The sequence below is a fragment of the Paenibacillus sp. RS8 genome, from assembly GCF_041956825.1.
Taxonomy (GTDB): Bacteria; Bacillota; Bacilli; order Paenibacillales; family Paenibacillaceae; genus Paenibacillus_AQ.
This window is the reverse complement of the sequence record NZ_CP168131.1, coordinates 1,508,541-1,530,922: the sequence shown is the minus strand read 5'-3', so window position 1 is coordinate 1,530,922 and position 22,382 is coordinate 1,508,541. Positions and strand designations below refer to the sequence as shown.

24 protein-coding genes and 1 tRNA gene are annotated in these 22,382 nt (G+C 42.3%); 22 read left to right on the top strand and 3 right to left on the bottom strand.

Annotated elements, in window-relative coordinates; genetic code table 11:
- Nucleotides 1–135: 135 nt before the first annotated feature.
- The gene (gene dnaA / locus ACDZ28_RS08100) at nt 136–1,482 is read right to left on the bottom strand and encodes a chromosomal replication initiator protein DnaA (protein ID WP_042123043.1); all 1,347 of its coding nucleotides are present in this window, start codon (nt 1,480–1,482) and stop codon (nt 136–138) included.
- Nucleotides 1,483–2,155: 673 nt separating this feature from the next.
- On the opposite strand from dnaA, the gene rpmH reads away from it, so the two are divergent.
- The 12 genes from rpmH to ACDZ28_RS08040 all read left to right on the top strand — a co-directional run bounded on the left by rpmH (nt 2,156) and on the right by ACDZ28_RS08040 (nt 13,642).
- Nucleotides 2,156–2,290: a 50S ribosomal protein L34 gene (gene rpmH / locus ACDZ28_RS08095; RefSeq protein ID WP_039295761.1), complete on the top strand. Its 135-nt coding sequence runs from the start codon at nt 2,156–2,158 to the stop codon at nt 2,288–2,290.
- A gap of 347 nt (nt 2,291–2,637) precedes the next feature.
- Complete coding sequence (rnpA, locus tag ACDZ28_RS08090) at nt 2,638–2,988, top strand: ribonuclease P protein component (protein WP_042131735.1); 351 nt, start codon at nt 2,638–2,640, stop codon at nt 2,986–2,988.
- A gap of 86 nt (nt 2,989–3,074) precedes the next feature.
- Nucleotides 3,075–3,941, top strand: coding sequence for a YidC/Oxa1 family membrane protein insertase (locus ACDZ28_RS08085; protein ID WP_042131734.1), 867 nt, complete (start codon nt 3,075–3,077; stop codon nt 3,939–3,941).
- Nucleotides 3,938–4,672 carry an RNA-binding cell elongation regulator Jag/EloR gene (gene jag / locus ACDZ28_RS08080; RefSeq protein WP_042131733.1) on the top strand — a complete coding sequence of 245 codons (735 nt, stop codon included), beginning with the start codon at nt 3,938–3,940 and terminating at the stop codon, nt 4,670–4,672. Before ACDZ28_RS08085 ends, jag begins: the two co-directional genes overlap by 4 nt.
- 110 nt (nt 4,673–4,782) lie before the next feature.
- Complete coding sequence (gene mnmE / locus ACDZ28_RS08075) at nt 4,783–6,159, top strand: tRNA uridine-5-carboxymethylaminomethyl(34) synthesis GTPase MnmE (protein ID WP_375105319.1); 1,377 nt, start codon at nt 4,783–4,785, stop codon at nt 6,157–6,159.
- 39 nt (nt 6,160–6,198) lie between these two features.
- Nucleotides 6,199–8,085 (top strand): tRNA uridine-5-carboxymethylaminomethyl(34) synthesis enzyme MnmG, encoded by a 1,887-nt coding sequence (gene mnmG / locus ACDZ28_RS08070; protein ID WP_076120617.1) that lies wholly within the window; start codon nt 6,199–6,201, stop codon nt 8,083–8,085.
- A gap of 3 nt (nt 8,086–8,088) precedes the next feature.
- Nucleotides 8,089–8,814, top strand: coding sequence for a 16S rRNA (guanine(527)-N(7))-methyltransferase RsmG (rsmG, locus tag ACDZ28_RS08065; protein ID WP_375104421.1), 726 nt, complete (start codon nt 8,089–8,091; stop codon nt 8,812–8,814).
- 413 nt (nt 8,815–9,227) lie between these two features.
- Nucleotides 9,228–10,043, top strand: coding sequence for a nucleoid occlusion protein (gene noc, locus ACDZ28_RS08060; RefSeq protein WP_042131729.1), 816 nt, complete (start codon nt 9,228–9,230; stop codon nt 10,041–10,043).
- A gap of 208 nt (nt 10,044–10,251) precedes the next feature.
- On the top strand, nt 10,252–11,013 hold the full coding sequence (locus tag ACDZ28_RS08055; RefSeq protein WP_042131728.1) for a ParA family protein: 762 nt from the start codon (nt 10,252–10,254) through the stop codon (nt 11,011–11,013).
- Nucleotides 11,006–11,848: a ParB/RepB/Spo0J family partition protein gene (locus tag ACDZ28_RS08050; protein WP_042131727.1), complete on the top strand. Its 843-nt coding sequence runs from the start codon at nt 11,006–11,008 to the stop codon at nt 11,846–11,848. The genes ACDZ28_RS08055 and ACDZ28_RS08050 overlap by 8 nt, the downstream gene beginning before the upstream one ends.
- Before the next feature lie 112 nt (nt 11,849–11,960).
- Nucleotides 11,961–13,121 (top strand): aminotransferase class V-fold PLP-dependent enzyme, encoded by a 1,161-nt coding sequence (locus tag ACDZ28_RS08045; protein ID WP_375104420.1) that lies wholly within the window; start codon nt 11,961–11,963, stop codon nt 13,119–13,121.
- 20 nt (nt 13,122–13,141) lie between these two features.
- Nucleotides 13,142–13,642 (top strand): DUF4446 family protein, encoded by a 501-nt coding sequence (locus tag ACDZ28_RS08040; RefSeq protein ID WP_042131725.1) that lies wholly within the window; start codon nt 13,142–13,144, stop codon nt 13,640–13,642.
- On the opposite strand, the gene yyaC is transcribed toward ACDZ28_RS08040, so the two are convergent.
- Nucleotides 13,617–14,222, bottom strand: a complete 606-nt coding sequence (gene yyaC / locus ACDZ28_RS08035) for a spore protease YyaC (protein ID WP_042131724.1) — start codon at nt 14,220–14,222, stop codon at nt 13,617–13,619. The two genes, ACDZ28_RS08040 and yyaC, sit on opposite strands and share 26 nt — an antisense overlap.
- A gap of 118 nt (nt 14,223–14,340) precedes the next feature.
- Between yyaC and ACDZ28_RS08030 the strand changes: the two genes are divergently transcribed.
- The 4 genes from ACDZ28_RS08030 to ACDZ28_RS08015 all read left to right on the top strand — a co-directional run bounded on the left by ACDZ28_RS08030 (nt 14,341) and on the right by ACDZ28_RS08015 (nt 15,982).
- Nucleotides 14,341–14,592 (top strand): DUF3343 domain-containing protein, encoded by a 252-nt coding sequence (locus ACDZ28_RS08030; protein WP_042131723.1) that lies wholly within the window; start codon nt 14,341–14,343, stop codon nt 14,590–14,592.
- Nucleotides 14,593–14,607: 15 nt separating this feature from the next.
- Nucleotides 14,608–15,636 carry a mechanosensitive ion channel family protein gene (locus ACDZ28_RS08025; RefSeq protein WP_042131722.1) on the top strand — a complete coding sequence of 343 codons (1,029 nt, stop codon included), beginning with the start codon at nt 14,608–14,610 and terminating at the stop codon, nt 15,634–15,636.
- The gene (locus ACDZ28_RS08020; protein WP_042131721.1) at nt 15,636–15,848 is read left to right on the top strand and encodes a DUF951 domain-containing protein; all 213 of its coding nucleotides are present in this window, start codon (nt 15,636–15,638) and stop codon (nt 15,846–15,848) included. Before ACDZ28_RS08025 ends, ACDZ28_RS08020 begins: the two co-directional genes overlap by 1 nt.
- A 43-nt stretch (nt 15,849–15,891) precedes the next feature.
- Nucleotides 15,892–15,982: transfer RNA gene (locus tag ACDZ28_RS08015), tRNA-Ser, on the top strand.
- Nucleotides 15,983–16,372: 390 nt separating this feature from the next.
- Here ACDZ28_RS08015 and ACDZ28_RS08010 read toward each other — a convergent pair.
- On the bottom strand, nt 16,373–16,570 hold the full coding sequence (locus ACDZ28_RS08010; protein WP_042131720.1) for a YjzC family protein: 198 nt from the start codon (nt 16,568–16,570) through the stop codon (nt 16,373–16,375).
- 215 nt (nt 16,571–16,785) lie between these two features.
- On the opposite strand from ACDZ28_RS08010, the gene rpsF reads away from it, so the two are divergent.
- From rpsF to opp4A, 6 genes are all read left to right on the top strand, one after another.
- On the top strand, nt 16,786–17,070 hold the full coding sequence (rpsF, locus tag ACDZ28_RS08005) for a 30S ribosomal protein S6 (RefSeq protein ID WP_036677776.1): 285 nt from the start codon (nt 16,786–16,788) through the stop codon (nt 17,068–17,070).
- Between the two features lie 48 nt (nt 17,071–17,118).
- Nucleotides 17,119–17,625: a single-stranded DNA-binding protein gene (gene ssb / locus ACDZ28_RS08000; protein ID WP_036677780.1), complete on the top strand. Its 507-nt coding sequence runs from the start codon at nt 17,119–17,121 to the stop codon at nt 17,623–17,625.
- 21 nt (nt 17,626–17,646) lie between these two features.
- Entirely contained in the window at nt 17,647–17,919 is a 273-nt protein-coding gene (rpsR, locus tag ACDZ28_RS07995) for a 30S ribosomal protein S18 (protein ID WP_036651767.1), read from the top strand.
- Nucleotides 17,920–18,467: 548 nt separating this feature from the next.
- Nucleotides 18,468–18,839: a hypothetical protein gene (locus tag ACDZ28_RS07990; RefSeq protein ID WP_375104419.1), complete on the top strand. Its 372-nt coding sequence runs from the start codon at nt 18,468–18,470 to the stop codon at nt 18,837–18,839.
- Nucleotides 18,839–20,422, top strand: coding sequence for a DNA mismatch repair protein MutS (locus ACDZ28_RS07985; protein ID WP_375105318.1), 1,584 nt, complete (start codon nt 18,839–18,841; stop codon nt 20,420–20,422). Before ACDZ28_RS07990 ends, ACDZ28_RS07985 begins: the two co-directional genes overlap by 1 nt.
- A gap of 200 nt (nt 20,423–20,622) precedes the next feature.
- Nucleotides 20,623–22,353, top strand: coding sequence for an oligopeptide ABC transporter substrate-binding protein (opp4A, locus tag ACDZ28_RS07980; protein WP_231573996.1), 1,731 nt, complete (start codon nt 20,623–20,625; stop codon nt 22,351–22,353).
- The last annotated feature ends 29 nt before the right edge of the window (nt 22,354–22,382 follow it).

Genomic DNA, 22,382 nt, shown 5'->3' with positions numbered 1-22,382 from the left:
TTTACATGATGAATTATTATAGTTATTTAATAGTATTAGTAGTAGGGGCGTCTAATATGTGGATAACCCTATTAAATAGCATAAAATTAAGCCTACCCACATGTGTATAGATTGTGTATAGGCTCTTTGTTCCTCTTAGGAAGGATTTTTAATTTTCTCCGCAAGATTATTTACCACTTTGTACAACTCCTGATCGACCTTTAATGACTGTGTAATTTTATCATGCGCATGAATTACGGTCGTATGGTCACGTCCACCGAATGCCTCGCCAATCTTAGGAAGCGAATAATCCGTTAGTTCACGGGAGAGATACATTGCGATTTGACGTGGAAATGCTACGGCTTTCGTACGTTTTCGTGCTTTGAAGTCTTCAAGGCGTAAATTGTAGTATTCACCGACTTTTTGCTGAATATCAGCGATGGTAATCATCTTAGGCCGGCTGGAAGGAATAATATCCTTGAGTGCTTCAGCTGCCAAATGAGTGGTTACATCCTGGTTGGTTAGCGATGAGTAAGCAACAACCCGGATTAATGCACCCTCGAGTTCACGAATATTGGTGTCAATCTGGTTAGCAATATACATCATGGCCTCATTAGGGATATCAAGGTTCTCTGCTTTCGCCTTTTTGCGCAAAATCGCAATTCGGGTCTCTAGATCAGGTGGTTGAATATCCGTAATCAAGCCCCATTCAAACCGGGAACGTAGGCGTTCTTCCAGTGTGGGAATTTCCTTTGGCGGTCGGTCGCTGGAGATGATAATTTGCTTGCGTTCTTCGTGGAGCGCATTGAACGTATGGAAAAACTCCTCCTGCGTGGACTCTTTTCCAGCGAGGAATTGAATATCGTCAATAAGCAAAATGTCAACGTTACGATACTTATTGCGGAAGCTTTCACCGCGGTTATCACGGATTGAATTGATAAATTCATTCGTGAATTTCTCTGAAGAGATGTAAATAACCTTGTTATTTGGGTTATGTTCCAGAACATAGTGCCCAATGGCGTGCATTAAATGGGTTTTGCCCAGTCCTACACCACCGTATAAAAACAAGGGATTGTATGCTTTGGCGGGTGCCTCGGCTACTGCCAGTGAGGCTGCATGCGCAAAACGGTTGCCAGAGCCAATTACAAAAGTGTCAAAGGTGTACTTGGGATTGAGTAGATGCGTTTGTGCTTCTTCTCGTGATACTACGGGAGTGGGAGCCGATTGTTGAACCACAAGCTCAGGCGGCTTGCTTTCTTCAATGACGAATTTTACATCCACTTGTTTCCCTGTAACTTCGTAAACCGTAGCTCCTACTAGTTTGGTGTAGCGACTTTCCAGCCATTCTACTGCGAACGTTGTAGGTGCCGAAATAATGAGAACCTGGGAGTTGAAGGTTACGGCTTTGGTAGCCTTAAACCAGGTATCAAAGCTCGGCTTGCTTAATTTGGTTTGAATAATCGATAAAATTTGCTGCCATAATTCGGAAGTATGGCTGTCCACAGACTGTCACTCCTTTAAATCTTCCAAATGTGGCATCAGCCATGAAGTGGAAATGTCGAAGAAAATAGGTTGGTGCTGATATTTATCCCCAGTAGGCAATATGAAGAGACAAAAAAATATGGATAAATTTGATTTGTTCACAACTTTATCCACAGCTTGTTGATAATTAAGAGAACAAACAAATCTATTCACATTCAAAAGTAATACCATCATAGCAAAACGCCCCTTATTTTTCAATGAGCAGGGCTATTTTATCCACAAATTCAATCACTTGTGTACAATTATTAGGAACACCACTACATATTGTTGATAATTTGTTTACGGTTCGACAGTTTACGTCAAAGCTTCGATAATTTTATACACAGGTTGTGCTCATTTGTGAGTAGTCGACTTTATTTTTTGATCACAGGTGGATAACTGTCATATCTTGTGGATTACTTTTTTTCTAATGGAAGTTGTGGATAAGCAGCTTGAATTAGAGGGAGGGGCTGGAGCCAGTAGTAGGTTGACTTTTGCGCATAAAATATGTTTAAATATATAAAGGTGTTTTCTGTAAGGATATGTCTTGATAATTAAATGATGATTCATGTAGATACTGTCCCTACTATAAGGACGGCTTAGACCGTTTCTGCTTATATGACAGTAATTAAGTTCCTGTAAGGGAGGTGCAATTATGAGACCGACATTTAGACCAAATGTGAGCAAACGCAAGAAGGTTCACGGTTTCCGTAAAAGAATGAGCACGAAAAACGGCCGTAAAGTGCTGGCAGCTCGCCGCTTGAAAGGCAGAAAAGTTTTGAGTGCGTAAGTTAGGCCACTAAGGGACCACTCCGGTGGTCTTTTTTTACTGCTTTTTATTATTCTAAAGAATTTAAATGTTACCGTTCTTATAAGGACGCCGAAGGCGGTTTATGCTTATTGCTCTGCAAACGACTAGGATCTCGCTTAATGCGCTAGCTACACTTTGCGGGGCTATTTATCGTATATACAGAATTATTTTGTGAGAAGTTGAGAATATTTTTCTTTCTATAATATAGAAGAGAAATTTCAGCGTTGTAGTCGCAGTCGTTTATGGCGACATCCAAATGACTATACTATTAGAAGAAAAAAATTCGGAAGGACACTTTTAACCGGATTTTTATGAAGGAGATTCCCGTGCACAAAAAGTTACGTTTACGAAACCGTGCCGACTTCAGTCGTGTATATCGCCATGGGAAGTCATTTGCGAATCATCAATTTGTAGTGTATTGGTTTAGCAAAAAAGAGGTAGAGCGATTTAGAGTAGGAATATCGGTCAGTAAGAAGGTTGGAAACGCGGTTGTCCGTAACCGTATGAGAAGATTGGTTAAGGAAATCGTTCGTCACCATGAATCTGAGATTGCAGGTGGACTCGATATAGTGTTTATTGTAAGAAAAGGAGCGCTTTCCATGGAATACAGTGAGCTCGAAAAAAGCGTGCTGCATGTACTGCGCAAAGCCAAGCTACTCAAGGCTTCCCGCAAATAAAGGACGCATAAGAGGCTTGTTTATTTGTATTCATAATTATGGTATGATTTACGGTGGAATGGAATGTTCAAGAGAGGGGTTTTGAAGTGTCTCTAATGAAGACTAGACGGGGAAAATGGTTTCTCCTCATCACAGTGATGGTGTTGTCGTTAGCTGTTCTGTCGGGATGCGCTCCGTCAACTGCTGTTACGCACACTACGGAGGATTTAAAGAATGGAGGCTTCTGGCAAAGTAATGTAGTGTATTATTTCGCCATTGCCTTGGACAAGTTTGCTGATTGGTTTAACGGAGAATATGGTTTAGCCGTACTTGTGATGGTTATTATTGTCCGCACGCTGATTCTTCCGCTTACGATTAAACAGGTGAAGAGCTCGCGAGCAATGCAAGCCATTCAACCGGAACTCCAAAAGATCCAGAAAAAATATAAAGACACACCTGAAAAGGTGCAGCAAGAAACGATGCGTTTGTTCCAAGAGAATAAGGTTAATCCAATGGCGGGTTGTTTACCGCTGATCGTACAAATGCCTATCTTTATCGCTCTCTACAACTCGATATACTATAACCCACATCTACGGGAGCACGACTTCTTATGGCTGCAGCTAGGTAAGCCCGATCATCTGTTTATCTTGCCAGTGCTAGCCGCATTAACAACATTTATTCAAACTAGAATGATGACTAAAATGAACCCGATGCAACAACAAGGGCCAATGCAGTTCATGATGATGATTTATCCAGTTCTGATTTTCGTTATGTCCTACAACTTCCCAGCAGCATTGCCGCTATACTGGGTATACAGTAACATTTACACTATTGTTCAGAACTATTTCTTATATCGCAACAATGATAAACACAAATTGGCAATCGCAAGTGCTGTGAAAAGTACAGATGACTCAGCTGCTGTGAAGAGTAAAGGCGGCAGTAAAGCATCGAAGGGAGCCAAAAAGTCAAAATGAGCAAAGTCGTCGCAACAGGGAAAACCATTGAAGAAGCTGTAGAACGGGGACTTACCCAGCTTGGAGTTCAAAAGGACCGGGTAACGGTCAACGTACTTGAGCAGCCATCAAGAGGATTCCTGGGATTGATCGGTGCGAAAGGTGCCAAGGTTGAATTAACCTTGATAGCCGAAGCCGCACCGGCATCAGCGGCGAGTGCTCCGTCACTGCCTCAGCAGTCAACAAGAGAGAGCAAACAGGAGGCTAACGGCGGCGTGCCGCGCCAAGATTCCGGACAACCGGTGGAGGAAGCTTACCAAGAAGCCGTTCATTTCATTGTGGATGTCGCTAAGAGCATGGGGCTCGAAGTGGAAGTCGAAATCGTCCACACCAAGGAATCCACGATTCTGCAGATATCAGGTCCAGATTTGGGACTATTGATTGGTAGAAGAGGACAAACTCTCGATGCTCTGCAGTATTTGGCTAATATCGTAGCTAATCGTTACTCCGACAGTTTTATACGGCTTGTGCTAGATGCGGAGAACTTCCGTGAGCGGCGTAAAAAAACTCTCGAAGAGCTGGCTGATCGTTTAGCCGGTCGTGTCATTCGGACTCGTAAAGAGGTTGTATTGGAGCCGATGTCACCTCAGGAGCGGAAAATTATTCACTCCAGATTACAGGATCATCGGCAAGTGAATACCCTTAGTAAGGGCGAAGAGCCAAATCGCCGCGTCGTTATAACTTTGAAGTAAAGACTATATGGATGCAATGACTCCTTGACCAATGTAAGGGGTCATTGCTTTTTTAACAATATAAGACCGTTTCTGATCAAAAAAATATAGGTTTTGGGGTGAAAAACAGCATGCTTAGTGACACCATTGCTGCCGTATCGACGGCATTAGGCGAGGGAGGAATTGCTATTATTCGGGTAAGTGGCCCGCAGGCTATTTCCCAAGTGGCGCCTTTGTTTCGTAGCCGAGTTCCGTTAACTGAAGCGGAATCGCATACCGTTCATTATGGGCATATCGTTAGTCCGGATAACGGAGAGAAGATGGAAGAAGTACTAGTAACCGTCATGAAGGGCCCACGTTCTTTTACGACCGAAGATGTAGTAGAGATCAGTGCTCATGGGGGTGTAATCTCTGTAAGAAGGGTGATGGATTTACTTCTTCAACAGGAGATAAGGTTAGCCGAGCCGGGTGAGTTCACCAAGCGTGCTTTCTTGGGCGGACGTATTGATTTATCACAGGCTGAAGCGGTTATTGATCTCATTCGCTCGAAGTCAGATCGCGCTTTTTCCGTGGCTTTAAAGCAGGTTAGCGGATCCTTGTCGGATCGAATTCATGCCTTGCGCCATACACTTATTGAGATGCTTGCGCATATCGAAGTGAATATAGATTATCCAGAGCATGATGTAGAATCCATGACAGCTGAATTTATTAAGGATAAAAGCAGTGAAGTGATGGAAGGAATCACAAAGTTACTCAAGACTTCTAATGAAGGAAAAATACTTCGTGAGGGTATAACGACAGCTATAGTCGGACGTCCCAATGTTGGTAAATCCTCATTATTAAACGCATTAGCACGTGATAACAAAGCGATTGTAACGGATATTCCCGGAACAACACGTGATGTTATTGAAGAGTATATAACGATAAACAACATTCCGCTTAAGCTGCTTGATACGGCAGGAATTCGTGAAACGATCGATGTAGTGGAGAAGATTGGTGTGGAACGCTCCAAGGCTGCAGTTAGCGATGCGGATTTGATTCTACTTGTGCTAAACGCTAATGAAGAGCTACATGAGGATGAATTGGCATTGATGGAACAAATCCACGGTAGACAATGCCTAGTAATCATGAATAAAATGGACTTACCGTCCAAACTGGATAAGGATAAGTTGCTCTCTTTCTTTGAAGAGTCCAACATCGTACCAATGTCCGTTCTGGAAGAGGAAGGTCTAGACAAACTTGAAGATGCCATTTCGACACTCTTTTTTGGTGGAAAGCTGGAATCGGGTGACTTGACATATGTGAGTAATGTGAGACATATAGCACTGATTAAAAAAGCCTATAAATCACTACAGGATGCATACGATGCCGCGGAACAGTATATTCCGATTGATATGATTCAAATCGATGTACGGCTCGCATGGGAACAGCTCGGTGAGATTATTGGCGATACAGCAGCAGACTCGTTATTAGACCAAATATTCTCGCAATTTTGTTTAGGAAAATAGGTTTTACATTTTAATATAATAATTAGGGGGAAACAGGACATGAGTTATGATGGAGGTAGCTATGACGTAATCGTCATTGGCGCCGGTCATGCCGGTTGTGAGGCAGCTCTAGCGTCAGCACGGATGGGCTGCAGCACGTTGATGATCACAATTAACCTGGATATGGTTGCATTCATGCCCTGCAATCCGTCCATAGGCGGACCTGCCAAAGGACATGTAGTGCGTGAGATTGATGCGCTTGGCGGAGAAATGGGTCGCAATATAGATAAGACATTTATTCAACTTCGTATGCTGAATACGGGTAAGGGACCTGCTGTACATGCTTTACGTGCACAAGCGGATAAATTCCTTTACCAACATACAATGAAGGAAACGATGGAGAAAACGCCTAATTTGACACTTCGTCAAGGAATGGTTGAACGTTTAATCGTTGAGGACGGACGTTGTGCAGGTGTAGTTACGAAGACTGGAACCGAATACCATAGTAAGACAGTTATTCTGACTACAGGTACTTACCTGCGTGGTAAAGTGATCATGGGTGAACTGACATATGAGAGTGGACCTAACAATCAGCAGCCATCAGTGAAGCTATCCGAGAATTTGCGGGAGCTTGGTTTTGAATTGGTGCGTTTTAAAACTGGTACACCACCACGTGTACATCGTGATACGATCGATTTCTCGAAGACAGAAATTCAACCTGGCGACGAGGAGCCTAAATTCTTTTCGTTTGAAACGAAATCATCGGACAATGAACAGCTTCCTTGTTGGTTAACTTATACCTCTGAGGTTACTCATCAGATTATTAATGACAACCTACATCGTGCACCGATGTTTACGGGTATTATTGAAGGAACAGGTCCACGTTATTGCCCATCTATTGAGGATAAAGTTGTAAGATTTAGTGATAAATCTAAGCATCAGATCTTTTTAGAGCCAGAAGGAAAAAATACATCGGAATACTATGTACAAGGTCTGTCCACTAGTCTTCCTGAGGATGTTCAGCTAGCCATTCTGCGTTCCATCCCTGGTATGGAAAAGGTAGAAATGATGCGTAACGGTTATGCTATTGAATATGATGCAATGGTTCCTACACAGCTATGGCCATCTCTTGAAACTAAACGTCTACCAGGTCTTTTCACTGCTGGACAAATCAATGGTACTTCCGGTTATGAAGAAGCAGCTGGCCAAGGTGTAATGGCTGGAATTAATGCAGCGCGCAAAGTGCAAGAGAAAGAACCCGTAATTTTAGATCGTTCACAGGGATACATTGGCGTACTCATTGATGATCTTGTGACTAAGGGTACTAATGAACCTTACCGTTTGCTTACTTCACGTGCAGAATATCGGTTGTTGCTTCGCCATGACAATGCAGATCTAAGACTTACACCTATTGGTTACGATATTGGTTTGATCACAAAGGAACGATTTGATAACTTCACGGATAAGAAAGAACGGGTGGAGCGTGAAATTGTTCGTCTGCAAGAGACAAAGGTTAAACCTGTTGAGGTAAATCATGTACTAGCACAATATGAATCGGCACCTATTGTAGACGGCAGCAATTTGCTTGTTCTGATGCGTCGTCCAGAGCTTGTATATAGCTTCGTAGATCAAGTCTCACCATCACCGGAGCTGCTGGATGCAGAAATGAAGGAACAAGTTGAAATCCAAATTAAATATGCCGGTTATATTGAAAAACAGCTTCAACATGTGGAGCGCCTGCAAAAGATGGAAAAGAAGAAAATTCCAGATGACATTAATTATAATGAGATCCATGGATTAGCGATGGAAGCACGGCAGAAGCTGACTAAGATCCGTCCGATCTCTATCGGGCAGGCTTCTCGGATTGCGGGAGTCACACCTGCTGACATCTCCATTCTTCTCGTATATCTGGAGCATTACAACCGGGTAACCGCGGCGAAAGGATAATTTATGGATAATACGGAAATTCAATTCACACAGCTTTTACAGGAACGAGGTATTACACTTACAGCAGAACAATTAGAGCAATTTGATCTCTACTATAAAGAGCTCGTATCCTGGAATGAAAAAATGAATCTCACCGGCATAACAGAGCGTGAGCAGGTTTACACGAAACATTTTTATGATTCGATCTCTCTAGCTTTTTTCCTTGATCTCAATGAGATAAACAATTTGGCAGATATCGGTTCGGGAGCCGGGTTCCCAGGAATTCCGCTTAAAATTTGTTTTCCACATTTGAAGCTGACGATTATTGATTCATTAAGTAAAAGAATTTCTTTTCTACAACATGTCTGTACTACACTGAAATTATCTGATGTGCAATTAATTCATGGTCGTGCGGAGGATATTGCCCGGCAATTCAAGCATCGTGATGCCTACGATTTGGTGACTGCGCGTGCAGTGGCAAGATTATCCTTGTTGAATGAATTTTGTCTTCCTTTTACACGTAAGGATGGAGTTTTCGCTGCCATGAAGGGAAACGATCCTTCTGAGGAATTAAGTGAGGCGAAGTATAGCTTAAAAGAGCTTCGTGCTCAGCTCGACAAAGTAGAGTCATTCAGCTTACCAGTGGAAGAGTCAGCGCGACATATTGTTATTATTCGTAAGACAGGAGCTAGTCCTGCTAAGTATCCACGAAAAGCGGGAATTCCTGCCAAAACACCACTAATTAAGTAATGTTTCACGTGAAACATTATAGATTCATTAATATATTTAAGGTCATTCTCCATTTTAAGGAGGATGACCTTTTTTTGTGGATAATAGCGAGAATGAGCTGAAATGAACGTATATTTAAATATAAACTAAATGAATATGATTTTGAGAGAGTATAACTATGAAAATGCAGGAAAAATAGGTCTTTACGGAGAATATGATTATGTAGAGAAAAGTGATAGAATAGCATAGTAGACTTTTAATTTTGTATATAACTCCTTCTCTGTACTCTTGTTCGAAAGAAGGAGAGATTATGATGCCTGATAGCAGCAGGTGATTTCATAATATCAGAATGTTTTTTATTGCTGTACGATACGCTTTCCGAGAAGAAGGTCAAGAAGATCGTACTATAACGAAATTAGGTGGTTATGAACGGAATGAAAGAACAATTTACCAAGCTATTTGGATTTAACGAGCGGAGCAGCGGAGAAGAAATCAAACAAATACCAGTTCATGAGGTCATTAGCAGTCCTTACCAACCACGGACGATATTCGATGACGATAAGATCGATGAGTTATGCCAGACGATTAAAACTCATGGGGTCATTCAACCCATAGTTGTACGCATGCGCGATTCCGTATACGAAATCATCGCAGGCGAACGGCGCTGGCGCGCGGTTAAAAAGCTTGGTTTAGAGACGATTCCAGCCATTGTTCGTGAATTCAATGATTCACAGGCCGCTTCAATTGCGCTTATAGAAAACTTACAGCGTGAAGGCTTGACCTCCATTGAAGAAGCTGTGGCTTATCAAAAGTTAATTGATCTTCATCAATTAACGCAAGAAAGCTTGGCACAACGATTAGGTAAAAGTCAGTCTACCATAGCTAATAAAATTCGCTTACTCAACCTGCCAGAAGAGGTTAAGACCGCATTAATGGAGCGTCAGATTTCTGAAAGACATGCACGTTCATTATTATCACTCGATAGTGTGGAAATGCAGCTGAAGGTGTTAGCAGAGATCATAGCAAAAGGATTAAATGTTAAACAAACAGAAGCTCGTATTGCTTTCTACAAACAAGTCTCACAAACTAAAAAATCGAAACGGGTCTCCTATACCAAGGATGTTCGTCTAGCTCTTAATACAATTCGTCAATCTATTGATATGGTGACAGGCTCCGGAATGGAAATCAAAACGTCAGAAAATGACCGTGGCGACCATTACGAGATTGTAATCCAAATCCCCAAAAGATAAATTGTTTCAAAAGCTGAAGGCGGCCCTGAGGTGATTGGCCGCCTTTGTTATGGCTAGAACCGAGATGTGTTGGTCCAGCCTGTATTTAAAGTTCCAGTATAAAAATAGTTGTCTATATTCTTCATAAAGTGTGAAGCTACATCAGCGTCAGGAACATTGTACTTGCGATCTACGAGAAGATTCTTCCTAACTATTCGAGGTGAAATAAGTGTCCAAGATTATTGCCATAGCAAATCAAAAAGGCGGTGTCGGTAAAACAACAACCTCCGTGAACCTAGGTGCCGGTATGGCTACATTAGGAAAAAGAGTGCTTCTAGTTGATATCGATCCTCAAGGTAATACTACTAGCGGCGTTGGCGTCAACAAGGCGGACGTGGCGAATTGTATATATGACATTCTTATAAATGAGGTAAACCCTCTAGAAACCATACTGGAAACTCAAAATGAAGGACTGCACATCATTCCGGCGACCATTCAATTAGCGGGCGCGGAGATTGAGTTGGTATCAACAATTTCCAGAGAGCTAAAGCTAAAGAAGGCGCTGAATGCGGTTAAAAACAATTATGATTATATTATCATCGATTGTCCTCCTTCACTTGGTATTTTAACAATCAATTCTCTTACTGCAGCAGATTCGGTAATTATCCCGATCCAGTGTGAATATTATGCGCTTGAAGGGTTAAGTCAGCTTTTAAACACCGTTCGTCTGGTGCAAAAAAATCTCAACCCGCATCTGAAGATAGAGGGAGTATTATTGACTATGCTTGATGCCCGGACCAATCTGGGAATTCAGGTAATAGAAGAGGTTAAAAAGTATTTCCAAGAGAAAGTATATAGAACCATTATTCCTCGGAATGTTCGGTTAAGTGAAGCACCTTCACATGGGCAATCCATAATTACTTATGATCCTCGCTCTAAAGGAGCGGAAGTGTATTTAGAGTTGGCAAAGGAAGTGATTTCTTATGAGTAAACGTTTAGGAAAAGGTCTGGATGCGCTGATTCCATCTTTATCTATTAATGAGGATGATAAGGTAGTTGAGATTCCTTTAGCTCAACTACGGGCTAATCCATATCAACCACGTAAAGATTTTAATGAAGAGGCAATCCAAGAACTAGCAGAATCTATCAGACAACATGGTGTGATTCAGCCAATCATTGTCCGTAGCGTATTGAAGGGATATGAGATCATTGCCGGCGAACGCAGATTCCGGGCTTCGCAATATTGTGGCAAAGCTACAATTCCAGCAGTCGTTAGGAATCTTAGTGATCAACAGGTCATGGAGATAGCCTTAATTGAAAACTTGCAACGTGAAAACTTAAATGCAATGGAAATTGCAGTGGCTTACCAAGGCCTAATGGATCAGTTCTCACTCACACAGGAAGAACTATCGCTTAAGGTAGGTAAGTCCAGATCGCACATCGCAAATTTCCTAAGATTGCTTTCTTTACCTGAAGAAGTAAAAGAATATGTTTCACGTGGAACAATGTCAATGGGGCATGCGCGTGCAATTGTTGCTTTGAAGGATCCGGAAGTGATTAAACAGTTAGCTGAACAATGCGTAGAACAACAATGGAGTGTAAGAGAGCTAGAAGAAACAGTGAAGAACTTGGACCGAAAGCCAGCAAACGGAGTTAAAGCCAAGGTGGTTAAGCGTGACCCCTATATTGATAATGTAGAGGAAGTATTACGTGAACGTTTTAAAACAACAGTGAAAATCAAACAGGGTAAGGAAAAAGGAAAGATTGAATTGAATTACTACAGTGCTCAGGATTTAGAAAGATTGCTGGAATTATTGGGTAACTAAATGGGTATCTATGCCAAGAACATATCCTGAGATATCCTTCATCGGATAATTAGGGGTATGTTTTTTTGGATAAGACGACTTTCAAAAAGAGTATTAGATGAGGGGCGAGGTTATGGAAGACTTCGTATATCTGGATCATGCAGCTACTTCGTGGCCTAAACCACCGGAGGTTGCAGCTGCGATGATGAATGCTCTACAGTCAGGAGCGAATGCTGGCAGAGGTAATTACTCGCTGGCGATGGGTAGCGGGCGAGTGTTAGTAAGGACGCGGAGTGTGCTGGCTGGATTGTTTGGTGTATCTAATGCACAAGATATAGCCTTTACTCATAACACTACGATGAGTTTGAATATGGCGATCAGAGGGATGCTTAAAGCTGGAGATCATGTCATTTCTACGATGACAGAACACAACTCTGTGAGGCGACCGCTAGAATACTTGCGTAAGACACTAGGGGTGACGGTTGATTATCTGAAAGTAGATCGTGAAGGGCAATTGGATTTACAGGAGCTCGAAAATGCTTTCCAACTGAACACCAAAATGGTGATTTGTAATCACAGTTCCAATTTACTTGGTAGCATACTGCCTGTTGGTGATATTGGTGATATTGTTAAATCGCATAACGCTGTATTTCTGGTGGATGCTGCTCAGAGCGCAGGCTCAATTGATATTGATGTTAAAAAAATGAATATCGACTTGTTGGCATTTCCGGGGCATAAGGGACTACTCGGACCACAAGGGACCGGTGGACTTTATATATCGCCTGAATTGGATCTTGAACCTTTAATGTATGGAGGAACGGGGAGTCAATCTGAAAATAGTGATCAACCCTCTGTTCGTCCAGATCGGTATGAAGCAGGAACGCAAAATACGGTAGGGATTGCCGGTTTACTAGCAGGTGTTCAAAAGGTACAATCTTTAGGGACGAATGTTATCCATGAGAGAGAGTGGATGTTAACTCAGAGACTGATGGAGGGGTTGTCCCACATCCCAGGTATTAAACTATTAGGACCCTCACTAGGAGCGCCTAGAACCGGAATTATATCGTTTGTAGTGGATGGAGAAGAATCGGCGAATATTGCTCACCGTCTAGATCGTGATTATAACATAGCAGTCAGAGCGGGTATGCATTGTACCCCTTTGGCACATAAGGCTGTTGACACGCTAGAGAGTGGTGCTGTTCGGGCGAGTGTAGGTGTAGATACGACAGAGCATAATATAAGCAGAATGCTGGCTGCTATGGATGAGTTATATGGCAATGCCCGCAGCAGATGAATAAAAAGGATGGTCCATTCATGTCTGAATTGAATCAATTAATTAGTGAGCAGTTGCAGTGGTTTGTGTTTGCTTTTACAGTAATTATGTTGGTGCTGGTAATCACTGTGATCGCTCAGGGGGCTAAGTTACGTACTATGCGGCGTAAATATGAGGCCATGATGGCTGGGAGCGGTGTAGAGGATCTGGAAGGCCTTCTGGTTGATCTGAAGAACCAAAGCGACATGTTGGAAGAAGAACAACGTGAACAAAAAGCTGTATTAGAAGCTACTCAAACTAAAATGCGTGGCATGAAGTCCAATATTGCACTGAAGCGTTATAATGCCTTCGGTGAACGTGGCAATGATTTGAGCTTCTCCGTCGCTATACTGGATGACAACAGCAGTGGTATTGTATTAACGAGTCTTCATAATCGTGAGAATTCTTATATTTACTCTAAACCTATGCAGAATGGCGAGTCACAGTATGTCCTATCACCTGAAGAAAAAGAAGTTGTTACTCTCGCGTTGCAGCGGACCTAGCATGTAGATTCCATTGTTTTAAGGCGGAATATAGACTCGTAGCAATAATATCAGATAATCGCATAACTAAACTTAACCGCGTGTTTTGCAATACAAAATACTCCATAAAGCCGCCGACATTAACGATTCCCGTCAAGTGGATATCGCCTACCGGCGGCAATTGTTTATTCACGCCAGCACCCGGTCTCAAAGGACCTTCGACAACTTGAATGCAGCCCACACTAGTAGAATGACCTAAACAAGCATCTATTCCGATGATAAAGGGGTTACTATATCTTTCGTTGATTAGGGATAGAGTTTCTTCAAGGTTAACTGCATGAACAGGCTCTTCAAGAGTTCCATATAAATGAAACAACGGACTATGAAAACGTGATAATGCAGTACCAACAAGAGGACCAAGAGAATCACCTGTGGATCGATCTGTTCCCACACAAATGACGACAATTTGGGTCTCCGGGCGCGTACGTGCAAAATGAAAAAGTAGTCGGTGGGTAATCGCGGAATAGATATCCGGATCTGTATGTGATATTTTTAAACAAGACGTTTCTTGCGCTGATGTAGCTTTGGATGAAAAATTCATACCATCTTCCTTTCTGAAGCTGATTCTATTTGATGGTATCTAGTATATGGATAGAAGAGGGGTTTTATACTACAGCGGCAAGAGATAGGACGATAATCCTATGGGAGGCGTAACCTATATGCAGGAAGAGATGCTGATCGCGTTTGACTCTACCCAGCAGGCGCTTCGTGCTGAAATGCTGCTTGAGTATGCGGAGATTGAAATTGATATATTTCCAACCCCGAAAGAGATCACGGCAGGTTGCGCAATATCGATTCAGTTTTTTCAAAGTGCGCTGGGAGAGGTACAGAAGATTGTATCTGAGCAGAATATTGAAATACGCGGTATTTACGGAAAACACAACGAGAATTACATACTGATAGAGAGGTAGGGAGGAATACACGATATGAATAGGTGGATATTGGAGGCTACTACTCCCGGTGAAGCTGTAAAAGATGCTTTGCGTTTTAAAGATAAAGTGTGGAACTGGTTTACCGATGCGGATATGTGGGCCAACGTCTTATTCTCGGGTCTGCGAATTCTTATTATTTTCCTCTTAACCAGGGTTATCATTAAAATTGTTTCTAATATTATTGATCGTTCGCTTGAACGCAAAACCGGGGGCAGAATCCTGTCGAACACCCGAAGGTTTACTACAGTAGGGGAATTGATGAAAAATGTAGTAACGGTTATCTGTAATTTTGTGATGATCATGCTCGTACTTTCAGAATTCCACTTTGATTTAGCGCCTTTGCTAGCTGGAGCGGGTGTGCTTGGTTTAGCAATAGGTTTTGGAGCTCAAAGTCTGGTGAAGGATGTTATTACAGGGTTCTTTATTATTTTGGAGGACCAATTTGCGGTAGGGGATGTAATTCAGACAGGTACTTATAAAGGAACTGTAGAATTAATCGGCTTACGAACAACAAGATTACTTAGCGCTACCGGCGAGGTATTTATTATCCCAAATGGCTTAATTACGAATGTGACTAACTATTCTCTTGCCAATGCTTTGGCTGTAGTCGATGTTCCTGTAAAAATGGAGCGAAGCTTGGAAGCCACATTAGGATTAATTGGAGAGGCCCTAAAGGGCATAGATGAACGTAACTCAAATGTGCTTGCTTACCCTAATGTGCTCGGTATACAGTCCATGAGCACTTCGGAATATGTAATACGCATAGCAGCCAGCTGTGCACCTAATGCAAGAGATGCGGCGGAAAGACAGATTCAAAACGATATAAAACAAGCATTAGAGAAACAGAGCATGCTGGAGCAGGCTCAAGCTGGAGAGGAAGCACGTAAGAAAGCAGAAGCAGAGGCGAAGGCTGAAATAGATCTTGCAAAAACAGAAAATGCACGAGAAGTAACAGAATCGCTAAACACTGGATCAAGACGGCAAATCGCAGCTACACAAGAAGGAGAAGAGGGGGAAGAATAGTGGAACGTAAAGTTTTTCAGCTTGGGGATATAGTGCAGATGAAGAAGCAACATCCTTGTGGATCAAATGAAATGGAAATTATTCGTATGGGGATGGATATCCGAATTAAGTGTACAGGCTGTCAGCATAGTGTTCTGATTCCCCGTGCCAAATTCGAGAAGAATATGAAGAAGGTACTACGCTCTGTGGAGGAAAATACAGACAATAAATAAGCTTGCAAATGGCATGTCTGCATGATACAATTATTTTTGCTGCGGAGAGGTACCCAAGAGGCCCAAGGGGGCTGACTCGAAATCAGTTAGGCGTGTCAAAGCGTGCGTGGGTTCGAATCCCACCCTCTCCGCCACTTCAGCATAATATAACATTTAATGAATCCTTCGTTCCTGTAACGGAGGTTTTTTTGTGTCCTATGATAGCCCAATTTGCAATGCAAAAAGAAGGGCCCTTTCGGGTCCTTCTTCAGGAGGCAGTACATCAATGATGTTTGGAATTTCTCTGTTTATAGCGACTAAAGTGATTTAGGCTTTGCTGAGGCTAATGCTTTTTTAAGGCAATAACCCACTACTCTTCCCAGCTTACATTAGATGCTGAATCAGATCTCCTGTGATTGTGTTCGTCTACGACGGCCAACGGAACCACACCTCTCTTTTGTACTGCCTGAGAATAGTATGTGCAGTGTTGCTTTTTTTATACACATGGATTTTAAAAATATAAGTCGAAGGTGTTTAGGCTTGAATTAATGTACGCGTGCTTTCTCGACCTTTTTCCACTTCCGATTTTTGTTGGTGGTCTCAGGGAAGGTATCCCCTTTTTCCATCTTGATGTGTTGTGGATTCGAAATTTCAGTATGGAAGCTTCGCGCTTCGCCTACCTCTGTGTACATACCTGGATTAGGGGCTTTGTCGCCTTCTTCATATTCCGTTTTCTCACCCATCATTATTCCTCCTTTTTTAGTGTAGATGAATTCGTAATTATTGTGCGCAGGTAGTGATTTTTTCATGTAAAAAGAGGTTGAACGGTTGTCCTGTATTAATATTGCTTGCACTCTGCTGTTCATTTTGGTATATTAATCAGGTGCGAGTCTATGTTTGTGCTCGTTCCTTGCTCCTGACGTGATTAGGGGCCTCAGACCATAAGGAGGTGAAAATTATGCGCAAATATGAAGTGATGTACATTATTCGTCCTGACATTGAACAAGAAGCCGTTCAAGCAGCAGTCGATAAATTCCAAGGCATCATCTCCAATGGCGGGGAAATTACAAAGCACGAAGTGCAAGGTAAACGCCGTCTTGCGTATGAGATCAAGAAATTCCGTGATGGCGTTTATGTTTTGGTTAACTTCAATGCAGAACCTGCAGTAGTTACTGAATTAGAACGTCTTATGAAGATTTCTGACGAAGTTATTCGTTATCTCATTACGAACGACGTTGCTTAAGATCTTGACAAGCTTTGTAATGAATCGCTCTAAAGGAGGGGACCAGAATTGTTGAACCGTATCATTTTGATCGGACGGTTGACCCGTGACCCGGAACTTCGTTATACTCCCGCTGGTGTTGCCGTAACGCAATTTACGCTAGCCGTAGATCGTAACTTTACGGGCCAGAACGGTGAACGTGAGGCAGACTTCATCCCGGTTGTAACCTGGAGACAGCTAGCAGAAACCTGTGCCAATTACTTGCGCAAAGGTCGTCTGACAGCAGTTGAAGGACGCATCCAAGTGCGGAATTATGAGAATAACGAAGGCAAACGTGTATACGTAACTGAAGTTATTGCTGATAATGTTCGTTTCCTGGAATCTTCACAGAGCCGTGAAGGTGGAAATACTTCAAGTGGTGCAAGTAGTATGCCTGAAGAACCAGCATATGGTGGCGGTGGTAACGCTGGACGCGGAAATAACAACAATAATTTCTCGCGTAACAACAATACTCAAGATCCTTTTTCGGGCGATGGTAAACCGATTGATATATCGGATGATGATTTGCCATTTTAATTAGGAAGGACTGAAAAGAATATGGCTTTTAAACCAAGAGAAGGCGCCGACAACGACAAAAGACCGGCACGTCGTGGTGGACGCAACAAGCGTAAAAAAGTTTGCTTTTTCACTGTGAACAAGATTACTCACATTGATTATAAAGATACCGAACTTCTTAAGAAGTTCATCAGCGAACGTGGAAAGATTTTGCCACGTCGTGTAACAGGTACAAGTGCAAAATACCAACGTGCTCTTACCATTGCTGTAAAACGCTCGCGTCAAATCGCGTTGCTTCCTTACACAACGGAATAGGACGTTATATAAAAGCAGTCGGGAAACCGACTGCTTTTTTTGTACATAGAAATGAGAGCACGATTAGAGGGATAGCATGAAATTGAATGATTTGGGTATTCACCGATTTGACGATGGAACCGTAATGTGTTAAATTACAGCTATCCTATAACTAAAGGGGAAATTTTGATGTTGGTGACCGTTCTTAACTAGCAATTTCATAACACTTGATTAGGAAGGCTTTAGCAGGCTCGTCATGAGGCGATTACGTGCTCTATTTGAGTTCGTATTACGCAGCAGTCTGTTGTTCCTTACGAGTGGATGATTTAGTTAAGAACACACGAAGCGTCAAATGGCCTCTTTACGGCTGTTGTTCTCTTTGTAATTAACCGTGCTCTTATTGCACGGTTTTTTTGTTTTTCGGCACCTGCTACATTTAAGGGCCTTAGAACGATAGGAGGCATCAGTTTAAAAAGAAGGGCAAGGACTGCCATAGTGGCATTCTTTGTCCTTCTTTGCGTTAGGGAGAATTAGGTCCAAACCAATAGAGATTTGAAGGAGGATTTGCTGTGAACTTACAAAGTCTAAACACATTGGAATACGAGATTATTAAAACTGAGCTTGCCCGTCACGCAGTTTCTTATGTGGGAAAGAAAGCTGTTGAAGAGCTTATGCCAATGACTTATTTACCGACGATTCAAAGAGCAATCGAGGAAACTTCTGAAGCTAAGGAACTGCTGGAACGAGGATCAAGTGTACCGATTCCTTCATTAGAAGGGATTGAGTGGATCATGTCATTAATGGGGACTGGATATTTGTACAATGAGCAAGACTTCACAGCAGTTGCTACATTTCTTAAAAGAGCTGTAGTCAACTGCGCAAATATATGGCCTCTAAAGAGCAAAGCACTCCACGAATTGCTGCATATGCCTCTTCGTTGATGGAATTAAATCATGTGAGAGAGGCTATTGATCGCTGTATCCGTTTTGGTGCAATTGATGATGGAGCAAGTAAGGGGCTAGAGCGTGTTCGTAAGCGGATCGTAGTGGCTAAAGAACGTCTTCATAAAAAAATCGACGGGATTATGTCACGCCATCAATCGATTTTACAGGAGAATATTTATAGTCAGCGAGGCGGGCGTTACGTTATCCCCGTAAAACGGGAATATCATAAGCAAATAAAGGGATCGGTACTTGATCAATCCACAAGCGGACAGACGGTCTTTATCGAACCGGACGAGATTGCTTCCCTCCAGATTGAGCTTGATTTGTTGTTAGGAGAAGAGGCGCGAGAAGAAGCTGTAATCCTTAGTATGCTGACTAGTATGGTAGAGCAGGAACAGACCACACTGCGCCTTAATATCGAGGTTACGGGCACGTATGATTTTATTTTTGCCAAAGCTAAATACGCACGAACGCTGGGAGCATCTGCTGTCACGCTGAATGCCAAAGGCTTTTTAAAGATGAACGGTGGTAGGCATCCCATGCTGAAGGATATGATTCCGATCAATCTAGAAATTGGGAGGGGTTATAAATCACTGATTATTACAGGACCAAATACAGGTGGGAAAACTGTGGTTTTAAAGACTCTGGGATTGCTGACGATCATGGCTCAATCAGGGCTGTTGATTCCGGTTGAGGAGGGAAGCGAGTTCACTGTTTTTTCGGACGTGATCAGTGTAATCGGCGACGGACAAAGTCTGGCACAATCACTTAGTACGTTCTCGGCGCAAATGAAGAGTATTGAGGGAATGCTGAGAGATGCATCTAAAGGGGTGCTGCTGCTCATTGATGAGCTGGCGGCTGGTACAGACCCAGGGGAAGGCATTGCGCTCTCTATCGCGATTCTGGAAGAGCTGAGCCGTAAAGGCGCGAATATTATCGTTACGACACATTTTAATGAGCTAAAAGCCTTCGCAGCCGCAACGACTGGCTTTCAAAATGCACGAATGGAATTCGACAAAGAGACGTTGCAACCGTTGTATCGCTTGACTATCGGGGAAGCGGGGGAGAGTTATGCTCTGCAAATCGCTAAAAAGCTAGGTATACAGGACAGTGTTATCAAACGATCATGGGAAATTGTAGAGGCGCAGCAACAAAGGCTGCAGAAAGGCAGCGGGGAGGCATGGGGCAGTCTGTTCAGCAAAGAGGAAGAGCCGAGAAACGCTGTAGCAACAGTAGAGGTACATGAAAACGCAGAAGAAGAGGCTACTCCATCCATCCGCAGTAAGGAGAAGCTGGTCGATTTTGAAATTGGAGATGCAGTTGTTGTAACATCACTGGGCCGGACAGGAATCGTATACGAGAAGCGAGATCATTTAGGTATGGTTGGAGTAATGATTCAGAAGCAAAAAATGAAAATTAATCATAAGCGGTTGAAGCCTTACCTTTCAAAAGAAGAGCTATATCCGGAGGAATATGACTTTGATATTATTTTTGAGAGTAAGGATACTCGTAAAAAGCGCAAATTGATGCAGCGTAAACATGTTGAAGGCTTGAGAATTACGCATAAGGATGAAGAATAAATGCAATGAAGATCTGTCCGCGAGGCAGGTCTTTTTTTATTAATACAACGAAAATATGAAATTCAAGCAGGAGTAAAGGCCTATAGCTTAGAAGTTATTGTAACCGCCATAAAACTTTGTTACAGTAAAAATATTTATATACCGTAGCTTATATGTAGATATATGTAGATATACGTTCAACTAGAGAAGGGAAGAAACACATGAATAATAAGAAGATGTGCAGGTTGTTGTTTATGCTGCTTGTGATGGCGACCCTATTGTCAGCATGTAGTAGAGCAACTTCCAGCAGTAATTCATTATCTTTTCGACATAATTTGGTAGAGGATAAGCCACAAGCTGGTGGAGTAATTACTTACGGATTCTCCTCACCGTTTACGGGCTTGTTTGAGCCTGCATTTTATGAAGGTGAAGATGATTTTCATGTGTTAGAGTTTATTACTGAGCCGATGTTTAGCGTAAATGATGATCTATTAACGGTTCCTAATATCGCTTCTTGGCAGGAATCTGACGATCATAAAGTATTTACCTTTAAAATCAAACCGGGAATCCGTTGGCACAACGGTGATGAATTAACGGTCGAGGATTGGAAATTTGCGATTGAAACTATCGCTGATCCAGATTATACGGGCTCGCGTTATTATAGTGTTGAAATGATTCAGGGTGCAGAAGCCTATCATAAGAAAGAAGCGAAGGCTATATCCGGCTTGAAGGTTATAGATCCCTATACTTTGAAAATAACTGTAACTGCTGCACGGGTAAACACTATCGATAGTCTATGGCCTTATCCGATGAATAAGAAATACTATACTGGAATCGCTGTTAAAGATATGCCCGAGAGTGACCAGATGCGAAAATCTCCTATTGGGATTGGCCCTTTTGAAGTTGAACTTATTCAGCCTGGTGAGAGGGTAGAAATGAAACGTTTTGATCAATACTATAAAGGTAAGGCGCTATTGGAAGGCGTAGTGTATAAGGCTTTTGACGATAGGGAAGTGGCCGAACGTTTTCAAACAGGAGAAATTGATATAGAGTCAGCCCCTAGGGATGCTTATGAAGAGCTAAATAAATTGGAGAATGTAAATATCTTGCAAACTGCTGAGCTAGGCTATGAATATATTGGTTTTAAATTCGGACATTGGGATACTGAAACCGAGACCATCGTAATGGATAACCCTAAATTTGAAGATAAAAGGTTACGCCAAGCTATGTACTATGCTCTAGATCGTGAAGGGATCATAAAAGCATATTCCCACGGTCTGGCTGAACCTGTAGAGACTCCAATATCTAGTACAAGTTGGGCAAAGATTCCTGATAATCAGATTAATGCTTATCTATATAATCCTGCAAAGGCTAAGGAACTGCTGGATGATGCTGGTTTTTTGGATGTAGACGGTGATGGATTACGGGAAGATCCGAAGGGCCAAAAGCTGATGATTCATTTTGATTCTATGCTGGGCAGCCAAACAGCAGAGCTGCGTACGAATGCCATTTTAAGAAATTGGCGTGATGTTGGACTCGATGTACAGCTAAACGGCGGAGCATTAAAGGAATTCCACACCTTCTACGACGCAGTGGAAGCCGACGATCCGTCGATCGAACTATTTTACGGAGTATGGGGGCTGGCGAGTGATCCTGATCCTACGGGTCTATGGAGAGAAAATGATCTGTGGAACTATCCGCGTTGGTCTTCGGAGCGTAATGAAGAGCTGATTCGTGAAGGCGTAAGTATGAAGGCATATGATATGGATTATCGCAAAGAAATATATTATGAGTGGCAGAAGCTAGTTAATGAAGAAGTGCCTATGATCTTTTTTGCTGAACGAAAGGCTATTGTTCCAGTAAATAAGCGCCTACAAGGCGTTCGTGTGAACTCTATAAGTACGATTATTGATCCTTATAAATGGTGGATTAAGGAAGAGGACGAAAAATAAAATAAAAATTTTTTGTGAAAAGTGAAATC

Excerpts from the sequence above, each read along its gene's own strand:
- rpmH (WP_039295761.1), top strand. The coding sequence starts at position 2,156 with ATGAGACCGACATTTAGACCAAATGTGAGCAAACGCAAGAAGGTTCAC.
- mnmG (WP_076120617.1), top strand. The coding sequence starts at position 6,199 with ATGAGTTATGATGGAGGTAGCTATGACGTAATCGTCATTGGCGCCGGT.
- ACDZ28_RS07985 (WP_375105318.1), top strand. The coding sequence starts at position 18,839 with ATGGAATTAAATCATGTGAGAGAGGCTATTGATCGCTGTATCCGTTTT.
- ACDZ28_RS08045 (WP_375104420.1), top strand. The coding sequence starts at position 11,961 with ATGGAAGACTTCGTATATCTGGATCATGCAGCTACTTCGTGGCCTAAA.
- noc (WP_042131729.1), top strand. The coding sequence starts at position 9,228 with ATGAAAGAACAATTTACCAAGCTATTTGGATTTAACGAGCGGAGCAGC.
- rpsR (WP_036651767.1), top strand. The coding sequence starts at position 17,647 with ATGGCTTTTAAACCAAGAGAAGGCGCCGACAACGACAAAAGACCGGCA.
- rpsF (WP_036677776.1), top strand. The coding sequence starts at position 16,786 with ATGCGCAAATATGAAGTGATGTACATTATTCGTCCTGACATTGAACAA.
- opp4A (WP_231573996.1), top strand. The coding sequence starts at position 20,623 with ATGAATAATAAGAAGATGTGCAGGTTGTTGTTTATGCTGCTTGTGATG.
- ACDZ28_RS08050 (WP_042131727.1), top strand. The coding sequence starts at position 11,006 with ATGAGTAAACGTTTAGGAAAAGGTCTGGATGCGCTGATTCCATCTTTA.
- yyaC (WP_042131724.1), bottom strand. The coding sequence starts at position 14,222 with ATGAATTTTTCATCCAAAGCTACATCAGCGCAAGAAACGTCTTGTTTA.
- mnmE (WP_375105319.1), top strand. The coding sequence starts at position 4,783 with ATGCTTAGTGACACCATTGCTGCCGTATCGACGGCATTAGGCGAGGGA.
- rsmG (WP_375104421.1), top strand. The coding sequence starts at position 8,089 with ATGGATAATACGGAAATTCAATTCACACAGCTTTTACAGGAACGAGGT.
- ACDZ28_RS08030 (WP_042131723.1), top strand. The coding sequence starts at position 14,341 with ATGCAGGAAGAGATGCTGATCGCGTTTGACTCTACCCAGCAGGCGCTT.
- ACDZ28_RS08025 (WP_042131722.1), top strand. The coding sequence starts at position 14,608 with ATGAATAGGTGGATATTGGAGGCTACTACTCCCGGTGAAGCTGTAAAA.
- ACDZ28_RS08010 (WP_042131720.1), bottom strand. The coding sequence starts at position 16,570 with ATGGGTGAGAAAACGGAATATGAAGAAGGCGACAAAGCCCCTAATCCA.
- jag (WP_042131733.1), top strand. The coding sequence starts at position 3,938 with ATGAGCAAAGTCGTCGCAACAGGGAAAACCATTGAAGAAGCTGTAGAA.
- ACDZ28_RS08040 (WP_042131725.1), top strand. The coding sequence starts at position 13,142 with ATGTCTGAATTGAATCAATTAATTAGTGAGCAGTTGCAGTGGTTTGTG.